The 11,563-nt window shown below is 61.5% G+C and carries 10 protein-coding genes; all 10 read right to left on the bottom strand.

Annotated features, from left to right (window positions below; genetic code table 11):
- On the bottom strand, positions 1-703 hold a 703-nt coding region (locus NW863_RS03685; RefSeq protein WP_414364496.1), incomplete at its 3' end, for a hypothetical protein.
- 75 nt (positions 704-778) lie between these two features.
- Positions 779-1,819 (bottom strand): anthranilate phosphoribosyltransferase family protein, encoded by a 1,041-nt coding sequence (locus NW863_RS03680; protein ID WP_414364493.1) that lies wholly within the window; start codon positions 1,817-1,819, stop codon positions 779-781.
- Positions 1,820-1,858: 39 nt separating this feature from the next.
- Complete coding sequence (locus NW863_RS03675; RefSeq protein ID WP_414360891.1) at positions 1,859-2,812, bottom strand: LysR family transcriptional regulator; 954 nt, start codon at positions 2,810-2,812, stop codon at positions 1,859-1,861.
- Between the two features lie 155 nt (positions 2,813-2,967).
- Positions 2,968-3,810 (bottom strand): ABC transporter ATP-binding protein, encoded by an 843-nt coding sequence (locus NW863_RS03670; protein ID WP_414364518.1) that lies wholly within the window; start codon positions 3,808-3,810, stop codon positions 2,968-2,970.
- A 36-nt stretch (positions 3,811-3,846) separates the two neighbouring features.
- Positions 3,847-5,838 carry a nitrate ABC transporter ATP-binding protein gene (locus NW863_RS03665; RefSeq protein ID WP_414364491.1) on the bottom strand — a complete coding sequence of 664 codons (1,992 nt, stop codon included), beginning with the start codon at positions 5,836-5,838 and terminating at the stop codon, positions 3,847-3,849.
- Positions 5,839-5,919: 81 nt separating this feature from the next.
- Complete coding sequence (gene ntrB, locus NW863_RS03660; RefSeq protein ID WP_414335837.1) at positions 5,920-6,855, bottom strand: nitrate ABC transporter permease; 936 nt, start codon at positions 6,853-6,855, stop codon at positions 5,920-5,922.
- 147 nt (positions 6,856-7,002) lie between these two features.
- Positions 7,003-8,307: a CmpA/NrtA family ABC transporter substrate-binding protein gene (locus NW863_RS03655; protein WP_414335836.1), complete on the bottom strand. Its 1,305-nt coding sequence runs from the start codon at positions 8,305-8,307 to the stop codon at positions 7,003-7,005.
- A gap of 60 nt (positions 8,308-8,367) precedes the next feature.
- Complete coding sequence (locus tag NW863_RS03650) at positions 8,368-9,921, bottom strand: ferredoxin--nitrite reductase (protein ID WP_414364489.1); 1,554 nt, start codon at positions 9,919-9,921, stop codon at positions 8,368-8,370.
- Between the two features lie 83 nt (positions 9,922-10,004).
- Positions 10,005-10,913, bottom strand: coding sequence for an ABC transporter substrate-binding protein (locus tag NW863_RS03645; RefSeq protein WP_414364487.1), 909 nt, complete (start codon positions 10,911-10,913; stop codon positions 10,005-10,007).
- Between the two features lie 18 nt (positions 10,914-10,931).
- Positions 10,932-11,222 carry an energy transducer TonB gene (locus NW863_RS03640; protein ID WP_414364485.1) on the bottom strand — a complete coding sequence of 97 codons (291 nt, stop codon included), beginning with the start codon at positions 11,220-11,222 and terminating at the stop codon, positions 10,932-10,934.
- Positions 11,223-11,563 lie beyond the last annotated feature (341 nt).

Raw genomic sequence — 11,563 nt, 5'->3', positions numbered from 1 at the left:
GGCTGCCCAGGGATCCCAAACCGCTCAGGCGCTCTGCCGCCAACAGATGCAACGCAGCGCGGGCCGAGTGGTGGGCAGCCTTGCTGCGGCTGTAGTCGGCGAAGGTGTAGCTGCCCGGATCGGTATTGACCCTGCTCAACAACTGTTGGGCTTGCTGCTGCAGCTCGGCCACAGGGCCGGCGGTGATGTTGGCGAAGGCCATCTCCGCCTGCAGCCGGCTGAGGGACTCTTGGGCGCGCAAGGGGGCCTCGAAGAAGGAACGGCCAGGACGGCTCCCAAAGCCCAACTCCGCTTCGTAGAGCGCCTTGGCGGCTTTGGCCAAGTTTTCCGCCGCTTTGGCCTGCTCGCGGACGGCGAAGACATTCCCCCTTTGCAGAGCGTTCTGGGCCTCGGTCAAGCTCTGGCGGCTCAGCTCCAGGAGACGGGCGGCTTCCGGAGAGGATCCCCGCTGGGCGAAGAAGCTGGCTTCCGCCAGGTGCCGCTGCGCCTCGGCCAGGTCGTGGTTGGCCCGCTCCAGCTCCCGCGGGCTCTGCCAACTCGGCTGCATTGGCACGGGGGCTGCGGTTCCAAGAGCCGGGCGGCGGCCCCGCTGGGCTTGCGCCGGGGATCCCAGCACCAGGGGAGTGAGGAGCAGCAAAATCGGCAGGGAACAGCCGAGGGCACCGGTGAAGGAAGCACGGATCGGCAGGGTTACAAACTCCAATCGACAGGACAAGCCGGTTTGGGGTTGGCCCCGTGGGCTTTCCCTTGCGGAATATCTTGAGGCGAGAAGGGATCCCTAGGAAAACCGGGCCAGGTGAGCCTGTTGTTGAAGCTGTTGCAACTTTTCCCTCACCCGGCCAGAGCGGAGCAATTCCTCGGCTTGCTGGATCCCCTCGCTGAGGGAGTGAGCATAGCCCAGCAGCCAGAGGTAGCTACCGCCATTCCAGAGTACTGCTGGCGCAAGGGGGGAGGGATCGCCGTTGAGGAGCTGGTGCATCTGCCGCAGCAACTCTTTCTCCTCCGCCAGCGGGATCTCGGGGCCGGCCAGGTGATGGTCGCGGGCTTTGAGCAGCAGCCGTTCCCCGCAGTGGTTGAGGATAGCCGTCCGCTCCCGCGGTAGGTCGCTGCTGCCCTCTAGTCCCTTGACCGTGGTAAAGCTTTGGATCCCTTGCAGGGCAAACAACTCCAGCATCGTAGCCTCGGTAGGGGGGTGCACGTAGCCAGCCACCAAATGAAAGGGGCCCTCGTAGGGTGACCAGACCAGCTCCAAGGTGGCCAGGGGAGGGCGCTTGCCAATTTGATCCCGGTACTCCATCAGGGCCTGGGCTTGGGGAAAACAATCTGGTAAATACAAAAATCCCAAGCCCGTTTGCTCCAGGGACTGGCCCACTTGCTCCAGCGACCATCCTCGCCAGTCCACCCCCAAGCCTCGCCAGACCACCTCCAGAGGCAGACCATACTTGGGAGGGCAAAAGCCGGAGCCATGCAGCAAAACGGCTGGCCCCGCCGCTGCCAATACCAGAGCCACCAACACCCCTAGCGGTGCTGTGCGCGAGCGGCCATCGTAGGGGTGGCCAAAGATCACCAAGGGGTGGGGCAGATCCCGTTGGCGAAGGCGAGGGCCGTACTCGGCATAGGCATCCAACATACCAGCCAGCTCTTCGGCGGTGGGGCGCTTGATGCGGTGGGCAATCAAGAAGGCCCCAATCTGGGCCGGGGTGGCTTTGCCCGCAAGGAGCAGCCGAGTAGCCTGGGCGGCTTCGCCGCGGGTGAGATCCTCGTGGGTGTGGGTGCCACTGCCAATTTTCTTCAACAGCTCGCGAAACTCATGGCTCATAGCCTTGGCAGTCTGGAGCGGGGGAGGGTAAGTCTCCAACTAAGCCGACAGCACCTTGGCCGGGACCAACGCCTCGACGTCGGACCTCTTAGAAGGAGCAGGCGGGCGGAGCAGTTGGGCTGCCAACTGCAAAAAGCGGCGAATGGGTGGGATCTGATAGCGGTCACGGGTGGTAACTGCCACCACCTGTCGCTGCAACAAGGGGGGTTCAGTAGGCCGCACCTGTAGTTCTGGGTCGGCGTGGCAGTCCACCAGAGCCGATTCTGGCAGGAGGGCAATCAACTGCCCCTGGCGAACGACGCCGCGGAAGGCATCCAGCGTGTTCAGCTCCAGCGCTGCCTTGAGAGTTAACCCCTGGCGGGCCAGGTGGGATCCCACCCAAGCGCGCATAGCATAGCCATCTTTAAATACGGCCTGGGGGTACTCGGCCAACACTGGCCAAGGGATCCGCTCGTAGCGGCTAAGGGGATGGCTGGCGGCCATCAACACCTGAATGGGCTCCGAATACAGCGGCTCCACCACCAGTTCAGCTCCCCGCCTCAGCCAGGGATTTTCCATCACCAAAGCCACATCCACCAGCCCATCCTTGAGCACCTTCAAAGCGCGGTCGCTGCCCAGGGCCGTGACCCGCAACTGCACCTGCGGGTACTCTCGGCAGAACTCCTGGAGCACCGGCGGCAGTCGATAGGCAATCAGCGAGTGGATCCCCGCAACGCAGAGCTCGCTTTGCTCGCCCCGTAGCCATTCCCGAATGCTCTCTTGGGCCTGCTGCCACTCCTGACAGATGCGCCGGGCATGGGGTAGGAGCCGTTCCCCCGCCACTGTCAAAGCCAGCGGGCTCTTGCGATGCAGTAGCGGAGCGCCCACCTCTTCTTCCAAGGCCTGAATTCGGCGGCTGATGGCAGACTGGGTCAAGCCACTGCAGCGGGCAGCAGCCAAAAAGCTGCCGCTTTCGACGACGTTCAGGAAAGCCTGCAACAGCTCCAAACGCACCGAGAACCTCTCCGGAGTGATGGCCCAACTGCTGTGGGATTTTAGCCAGGGATCCCTCGACTTGGTGTAGGTACCGCTACCAAACCTTGCTGTAAGACTCTGGTATTGGGGAGGAGCGCTGCTCGCCGTGCCGCCTTGACGAGACTGGCTCCCCCTCAATCCAAGACAAAGGCGGCGCGACGGTAGAGAAAGTCGAGGGCAGAGTTGCGCAATTCGTAAAATTCCGGCATTTCCATGATGCGCGCGCGGCTGCGCGGTCGCCCAAAGGGGATCGTCAAAATCTCGCCAATATGGGCAGCAGGGCCATTGGTCATCATCACCACCCGGTCTGCCAAGTAAAGAGCCTCGTCGATGTCGTGGGTAATCATCAAAACCGTGCAGCGGTGATCTCGCCAAATGGCCAGCAGCTCATCCTGCAGCTCTTGCTTGGTAATGGGATCCAAGGCCCCGAAGGGCTCATCCAGCAACAGTACTTCTGGGCGCACCGCCAGCGCGCGGGCAATGGCCACTCGCTGCTTCATACCCCCGGAGAGCTGCTTGGGCCGCTTGTGGGCTGCTTCGGCCAAACCCACGAGTTCTAGGTGTTCTTGAACGATTTCCCTTTTCTCTCTAGGGGATTTATCGGGATAGACCTGGTCCACCACCAAATAAACATTTTCAAAAGCCGTCAGCCAGGGCAGAAGGGAATAGTTCTGGAACACCATCATCCGATCCGGCCCTGGGGCGGTGATGGGCTGGCCCTTGAGGGTAATGGATCCCGAAGTAGGAGCAGAAAACCCGGCCACCATGTTGATCAAGGTGGACTTGCCGCAGCCGGAGTGGCCGATGATGCAGACAAATTCGCCGGCGGCCACTTCCAAGTTGACATTTTCTAGCGCCACAAAGGCTCCTGCCGCCGTAAAGTAGGTCTTGCCCACATTCTGGAGGGAAAGAAGGGGCAGACCTGAGAGGGAAGAGGCTGAAGAAAAGGACAAAGAAGTTAAGCGAGAGTGGGTCATCATAAAGCCTTCCAGTTGAGTTCAGTAGGGCAAAAACTAGACCTTGCTGAGGGGGTATTCCTGCAGCTTCAGCTCCTGGCGAATGGCCACCGACTCCAGGTAGTCCAAGGGATCCTCGCCATCAAAGCGGGATCCGTCGGCAAAGAGCAAAGCCCCGCGATCGTGGGCCCGATCCGGCAGCCCCAGTTCTCTAGCAGCTAGGGCGTAGGTTTTGTCATCCAGCACTTGGTCCAGGACAGCAACCCAATTGCGAGGGAAGGGGCAGATGCCCCAGCGAGCCATCTGCGTCAGGATCCAGAGGTGCTCCAAGCGTTCGGGGCAGGTGTTGCGCCCGTTGGCAAACTGGTGGAAACCGAGGATCACTTGCGATTCATCGGCGATGCCCCGCTGCAGGATGCCCCTCCACCCCGGCTCCAGATCGGCTGGGGCCACGCCCACATACTGGGGCTGGGCCAGCCACTCCAGGATCTGGGGACGGTGCTGCGGCTGATCGCAGTAGTGACAGGCCTCCAGCAGCGCCTTGACCAGAGCCACGTGGGTGCGGGGGTAGCTTTGGGCCCAGTCTTGGCGCACCGCCAGGACTTTCTCGATGTGGCTGGGCAAGAGTTCGGGAGTGGTGGCAACGATAACCCCCACCTGTTCCCGCACGGCGCGGGAGTTCCAGGGTTCGCCCACGCAGTAGCCGTCGATGTTGCCGGCCTTGAGGTGGGCCACCATCTGCGGCGGCGGGATCACCGTCAACGTCACATCTCGATCCGGATCCACGCCGCCGCTGGCCAGCCAATAGCGCAAGAGGAAGTTGTGCATCGAGGCCGGGTGCACCACCCCCAGCGTATGAACCGTATCGGGAGTTTGGCGGAGGTACTGGCGAAGATCCCAGGGGCTCTGGAAGGCCTGCAGCAGGAGTCGGCGCCCAAAGGTGATGGCGTTGCCGCCGCGGGAAACAGTAAGCGCAGTTACCAAAGGCACCGGTACCCCGCCCACCCCCAGGGTAGAGGCCAAAGGGATCCCGGCCACCACCAGGGCCGCATCCAGCCGACCGGAGCGGCTCCCTTCCCAGATGGTTTTCCAGCCCGGCTCCCTGACCAGCGTGACCTGTTCCAGGCCGTACTTCTGAAACAGGCCCTTTTCTTGGGCCACCACCAGAGGGGCGCAGTCGTTGAGGGGCACAAAGCCAATTGCCAAGTTGACTTTTTCCAGCCCCCCCTTGGCGATGGCCACACGGGTAGGAGTTTTCTGGCGGGCCCGCTTTTGCTGGTTGAGAAAGTAGATCATCTCCCCCCGCAGGCTGTAGTACTCGGGGTGATTCACCACTTCTAACCGGTGGCGCGGCCGCGGAAACGGGATCCGCAAGATCTGGCCGATGCGGGCCTCCGGGCCATTGGTCAGCAGCACCACCCGATCCGAAAGCAGAAGCGCCTCATCCACATCGTGGGTAACCAAAATACAGGTGAGCTGCTCCGCCTGGGCAATCTCCATCAGTTGTTCCTGCAGGCTGCCGCGGGTGAGGGCGTCCAACGCCCCAAACGGCTCATCCAGCAGCAGCACCCGCGGGCGAATGGCCAAAGCCCGGGCAATGGCCACCCGCTGTTTCATCCCCCCCGACAGCTGGGCGGGCCGCTTGTCGGCTGCCCCCTGCAAACCCACGCGGCGGATGTGCTCTTCCACGATGCGGGCTCGCTCTGCTTGGGGAAGGGATCCCAGCACCTCGTCCACGGCTAGGGCGATGTTTTCCCGCACCGTCAGCCAGGGCAGCAGGGAATAGTTCTGGAACACCACCATGCGCTCCGGGCCGGGCTCCGTCATCTGCCGGCCTTCCAGCAGCACGCCGCCGCGGGAGGGTTTTTCCAGGCCGGCGATGATGTTGAGGAGGGTGGACTTGCCGCAGCCGGAGTGGCCAATTAGCGAGACAAATTCCCCTTTTTGGATCTCCAGATGGATGTCTCTTAGAGCGGGATAAACCTCCCCATTGTCCAGGAAAAAGTCTTTGTCTACATGGTCAACTTCGATGTAGGGCTGAGTCTTCATGATGCTACCTAAGGGATCCCTTGAGATTCATTTTTGAAAAGTGAGCAAACTGTCAGCAGCCAACTCCGGGCTCAGTCCAACCTAGTGATCCTCGGCAACCACCAGCGAGCCAATCCAAGCCGTAACCCGATCCAACAAAAGGCCAACCAGGCCGACATAGATCAAAGCCACAATAATTTCGCTGATGCGGGAGCTATTCCAGGCATCCCAAATGAAGAAGCCGATGCCCACCCCGCCAACCAACATTTCTGCAGCCACAATCGCCAGCCAAGACAGGCCCACCCCGATGCGCAGGCCGGTAAAGATGTAGGGCACCGTGGCCGGAAAGACAATCTTAAAGAAATACTTCCAGCCGGACATGCGTACAATTCTGGCCACATTGCGGTAGTCCTGTGGGATCCGCTGTACACCGGCAATGGTGTTGATCAAAATGGGCCAGAGGGCCGTGATGAAGATAACAAAAATGGCGGAGGGGTTGGCATCGCGAAAGGCGGCCAAAGAAATCGGCAGCCAAGCCAGAGGTGGCACCGTGCGCAACACCTGAACAATGGGATCCAAAGCCTCATGCAGCCAGCGGTTGACCCCGATCACCATGCCGCCCAAAACCCCCACCAGACTGGCCAAGAAAAACCCAATGAACACCCGCTGCAGGCTGGCCCAGATTTGCCAGAACAGTCCTTTGGCGTTGCCGCCGTAGTCAAAAAAGGGATCTTTAATGAGGGGATCCCAGGTGTCCTGCCAAACTTGGAGCGGGGTGGGCAGGTTGGCGCCGGGCCGGCTGTAGAGGATTTGCCAGAGCAGGAGCACGATGAAAATTGCCGTAGCGGGCAAGAGAATGCGGCGCAGCGCTTGATGGATCCGGACTCGTTGCCTCCAAGCGGATCCAGAGCTCGTGGCAGAAGGGATCCCGGCATGGGCCTGAAGAGAGGCACCTTGGCTCAGCAGCCAACGGCCTAAGCGGATGAGCAAAGGGAAGAGGTGGCAGCCCACCTTCAAGGCAAAGTGGAGAAGATGCATAGTTTGCTGAGAGTAGGGCTATGGTCAAAGTCAGCGTAGGGAAAGTGCAAGAGAGAAGAGGTTTAATTTGAACCTGTCTGGGGGCTCTTAGGGAAATCTCTCGGACAGGGGGCTTGCAGGTGTTCTGCAAGCCCTGGAAGGAGCAGGCTAGGCCAGCTTCTTGATGGCCAATTTCTCCAGATAGGCAGCCGGATTTTCGGGGTCGAACTTCACCCCATCGAAGAAGGTTTCCACGCCGCGAGAGGTGCTGGGGGGAATGGCGGCCTCTTGGCCAATGGCTTTGGCGGCCTCGCGCCAGAGATCTTCTCGGTTGACCTTGTCCACCAGGGCTTTGGTATCCGTGTCGGCGGGCAGATAGCCCCAGCGGATGTCTTCGGTCAGGAACCAAAGGTCGTGGCTCTTGAAGGGGTAGGAAGCATTGTCTTGCCAGAACTTCATCAGGTGGGGGCTGTTTTGCACCACTTTGCCGGTGCCGTAGTCAAAGGTGCCTTTGGCGCGACCCAAGATATCGGCCACAGGAACCCCCAGCCAGCGGCGGTCGCCGATGATCCGGCACATTTCCTCTTTGTTCTCCATTTGGTCGCACCAGATCTGGGCTTCTTGCACCGCCTTCAACAGCGCCAAGGTGGCTTTCGGGTGGGCATCCACCCAGTCAGCCCGCAGAGCAAAGGCTTTCTCAGGATGGCGATTCCACAGCTCGCCGGTGGTGAGGGCGGTATAGCCCTCTTTTTGGTTCACCAGTTGAGCATTCCAAGGCTCGCCCACACAGAAGGCTTCCATCGTTTTGGATTTCATGTTGGCCACCATCTGCGGGGGCGGCACCACAATGACAGAGACATCGCCATTGGGATCGATCCCGCCGGCGGCCAGCCAGTAGCGCATCCACAGGTCGTGGGTGCCGCCGGGGAAGGTTACCGCGCATTTGGGATCCCTGCCGGCAGCTCGCGCTTCCGCAAACTTGGCTTTGAGGGGGGAACTATCCAGGCCAATTTGCAAATCCCGGTACTCGTTGGCAATGCTGATGCACTGACCGTCCAAGTTCAGGCGGGCCAGAATGTACATCGGTACCGGCTTGCCATCGGTAACTTTGCCGGTGGTGATGAGATAGGGCATGGGGGTGAGAATGTGCGCCCCATCGATGCCGCCAGCAGCGGATCCCAGCACCAAGTTGTCGCGGGTGGTGCCCCAAGAGGCCTGCTTGACCACCTCCACGTCCTTCATGCCGTACTTGTCAAAAAACCCCTTCTCTTTGGCGATGATCAGGGGGGCGGCGTCGGTGAGAGCAATGAACCCCAGCTTGGCCCGCGGGGTCTCGGGAGTATCGGCCTGGGCCACCCAGTAGCCCTGACCCAAAGATTGCGATTGGGCGCGTGGGATCCCAGCCGCGGCTGCTCCTGCTGCCAGGGCGGCTGCCCCGGCCAAAAATTGGCGACGGGAGAACAGTTTAGACATCGGAACCTCCAAGATTTTGAACGACGCAGAGAGAAAACCTTCCCCAGACTTGGCCCCTACTTAGCAAGCCATCACGGGGGAAGAAGCAGTTTGAGCAGCCGATGGACGCTGGCGCGGCCTGGCCCCGAAGTGCTCAATCAGCAGCTCCACCAAGACGGGCTTGAGGTCTTCGCAAGGGATCCCTCGACGCACACATTCGCCCAGCTTGGCGTCTTTGCCCACTTCTCCCCCCATGTAGATGTCCACCGCTTCCACCGGCTTGCCGTCCTTGCGGGCGGTGGTGCCCATGAGGCCGATATCGGCCACCTGGGGCTGGCCGCAGGAGTTGGGGCAGCCCGTCCAGTGGATGCGCACCGTCTGCGGGATCTCCAGCTCGGCTTCCAGCTCTTCCATTAGAGCCACAGCGCGGTTTTTGGTCTCGATGAGGGCAAAGTTGCAGAACTGGTTGCCCGTGCAGGACACCAGCCCCCGCTGCAAGGGCCCTGGGTTGGGGGAGAACTTTTTCAAGAGCGGCTCTTTAAGCAGCGGCGCCACCCGCGAATCGGGCACATTGGGGATGAGCACGTTCTGCTCCACCGTCAGCCGCAGCTCCCCGGAGCCGTATACCTCCGCTAGGCGGGCCAGCTCCATCATCTCCAGGGCATTCAGCCGTCCCACCGGCACGTGCAGGCCAACGAAGTTCAAGCCCGGCTGCTTCTGGGCATGCACCCCCAGGAGATCCCGCTTCTGCCAGACCACCTCATCTTTTTCCGCCGCTCTGGACAGCGGATGGCCGATCTGCCGCTCCACAGCCGCCCGAAACTTCTCCAGGCCCCACTCGTCAATGAGCCACATCAGCCGCGCCTTCTGCCGGTTGGCCCGCAGGCCGTGATCCCGGTAGACCAGCAGCACCGCCTCGCACAGAGGAACCACATCGCGCGGATCCACCCAGACATCCAGCCCGATGGCCTCGGCACAGCGGCGGGCCGAAAAAAAGCCCCCCACCAAGACGTTGAAGCCCAGCTTGCCCGCTTTGAAGGCCGGCACAAAGGCCAGGTCGTTGATCTCCGCATGAACGGAGTTGTCGCGACAACCGCAGATGGCGATGTTAAACTTACGCGGCAGATTGGTGAAGGAAGGGTTGCCCTCGCCGTTGTTGGTTACCATGTCCTGCACCTTGCGGGTGAGGCCGCGCACGTCAATCAGCTCATCTGGGTCAATGCCCGCGAGGGGGGATCCCGTAATGTTGCGCACATTGTCCATGCCCGACTGGATGCTGGTCAGGCCCACCTCCTTCAAGTAGCCCAAGATCTGGGGCATCTCCTCGATGGGGAGGCCGCGCAGTTGCAGGTTCTGCCGGGTGGTGATGTCGGCTACGCCATCTTTTCCATAGGGATGGATGATCGCCGCCAACATCCGCATCTGGCCGCTGGTCAGGATCCCATTGGGCAGGCGCAGCCGTAGCATAAACTGGCCGGGCGTGCGCTTGCGAAAGAAGATCCCCAGCCACTTGAGGCGGTGATCCCGGTCGTCTTCAGGGATGTTCTCCCAGCCCATGCGGGCAAACGCTTCCAGCTCGGCTTTGACCGCCAGCCCGTCCTTTTCGCTTTTGAGGCGCTCAAATTGGTTCGCCATCGTCGCTGCCGTAGGGGAACACCGGCTACCTTAGCGATGGCCAACCGTTAACTTTGGTATTTGTCGTTACACTTCGTAACAAGCTATGCCGTTTTGTCATAACTCACTTGCGAGGAGCGCATAGTGGCCTCTCTTCCCAAAACCTGGGCCAACTGCTCGCAGGCCGCTCTAATTTTGTCTAGAGTGCCTGGGTTGACTAAGCCGTAGTAGTCAAATCCATAGACCCTCTGGGTTTGAACGGCTTTCAACTGGTTCCAAAAGGGGCGGGCACGGAAAAACACCAAGGGATCCGCCGCCTCCGGGTTGACCACCAACAAAACCTCGGGGTTGGCTTCCAGGATGCGCTCTGCCGCAAGGGTGACATAGCCGCGAAATTGCCCTTGGCTTTGCAGGGCAGCCGTTAGGTTGTCGGCGCCAAAGCGCTCCAGCAGATCCCCGGCCCAGCTTTGCCGGTTGGGAGCAAGAATCGGCTGGGTGCCGACCAAAAGCAGGGTTTTGGGGCGAACCGGGGGCAGCTCCTGGGGCAAAAGCGATCCGTACTCCCGCAGCAAGGGATCCGGATCCACTCCCACAGCCGCAGCCAGAGTGGCGATGGTTGCTTCCAGGGCAGCCCAACTGTCCACCTGCGTGAGATAGGTGGGGATCCCCAATGCCTGCAATCGTTCTGCCAGAGCCGTGTGCAAGCTACTGGCCCCCACCACCCAGTCCGGTTGCAGGGCCACGATTGGCTCCAGGTTAGGTTGGTTGCCCAGCCCCAGCCGAGTTATGCCCTGAAAGCGGGGATCCGCCTCTAGCAAACGTCCGGCCGGGATCCCCACCAGTTTGTCCGGGGCCAGGCGATAGAGAATATCGGCGGTCAAGGAGGTGAGGCTGGCCACTCGCCGAACCGGAGCTGGCGGGATCTGGCTTTGGGCCTGGCGACCCATCCCCCAGACCCCCAGGCTGGCCAGGCCAAGGACAAAAAGTTGGCGGCGAGAAAGAGAAGACGGCATGGACAATCTCCAAAACAGTCAATTGAGGGTAAATTGAATCGGCACCGTCACCCACGACTCAATCGGGGTGTTGTTTCTCAAGGCGGGGCTAAACTGCCACCTTTGCACCGCCTCTTGTGCGGCCCTGTCCAGGGCTGGGAAGCCGCTAGAAGAGACAATTTCCACCTGCTGCACCTGCCCTTGGGCATCCACCCTGGCCCGCAACAGCACTTGGCCTTGCTGGCCGAGGCGGCGGGCTTGGGGAGGGTACTGTGGCGGCGGGTTGCGACCCGGAATGGGGCGGGCCAGGATGTCCGGATTGGCAGCCACTGCTGCAGGCGAGGAGGTAGGAGGGGAAGCCTCCCCAGCCCCTTCTCCTGCTGTCGGCGCAGACCCCTGCGCCTGGGATCCACTGAGGCCAGCAACGACACCCCTCCCAGGAGCGCTGGATTCGGATCCCTTGCTCCCGGCAGTGCCCCCGCCACCTGAACGGATCCCTTGGATGAGGGGGGTGAAGCGGGGAATGGGAGCGCTCGTAGCAGCCCCAGAGGGCGGCCTGTTGGCCACAGGTGCGGCCGTGGGGGTAGCCACCGGAGTTGGAGGGGGCTGCTGCGGTGAGGGGGGGACCGGTTGTGGTGGGGAGGGCGGCGGCGGGGTTGGGGCGGCCATCG

Source organism: Synechococcus sp. B60.1, assembly GCF_047462555.1.
In the GTDB taxonomy this organism is placed as follows: Bacteria; Cyanobacteriota; Cyanobacteriia; order Thermostichales; family Thermostichaceae; genus Thermostichus.
This window is presented reverse-complemented; position numbering and strand designations above follow the sequence as displayed.

Coding starts and splice junctions, on each gene's coding strand:
- NW863_RS03680 (WP_414364493.1), bottom strand. CDS start 1,819: ATGAGCCATGAGTTTCGCGAGCTGTTGAAGAAAATTGGCAGTGGCACC.
- NW863_RS03670 (WP_414364518.1), bottom strand. CDS start 3,810: ATGACCCACTCTCGCTTAACTTCTTTGTCCTTTTCTTCAGCCTCTTCC.
- NW863_RS03665 (WP_414364491.1), bottom strand. CDS start 5,838: ATGAAGACTCAGCCCTACATCGAAGTTGACCATGTAGACAAAGACTTT.
- ntrB (WP_414335837.1), bottom strand. CDS start 6,855: ATGCATCTTCTCCACTTTGCCTTGAAGGTGGGCTGCCACCTCTTCCCT.
- NW863_RS03655 (WP_414335836.1), bottom strand. CDS start 8,307: ATGTCTAAACTGTTCTCCCGTCGCCAATTTTTGGCCGGGGCAGCCGCC.
- NW863_RS03650 (WP_414364489.1), bottom strand. CDS start 9,921: ATGGCGAACCAATTTGAGCGCCTCAAAAGCGAAAAGGACGGGCTGGCG.
- NW863_RS03645 (WP_414364487.1), bottom strand. CDS start 10,913: ATGCCGTCTTCTCTTTCTCGCCGCCAACTTTTTGTCCTTGGCCTGGCC.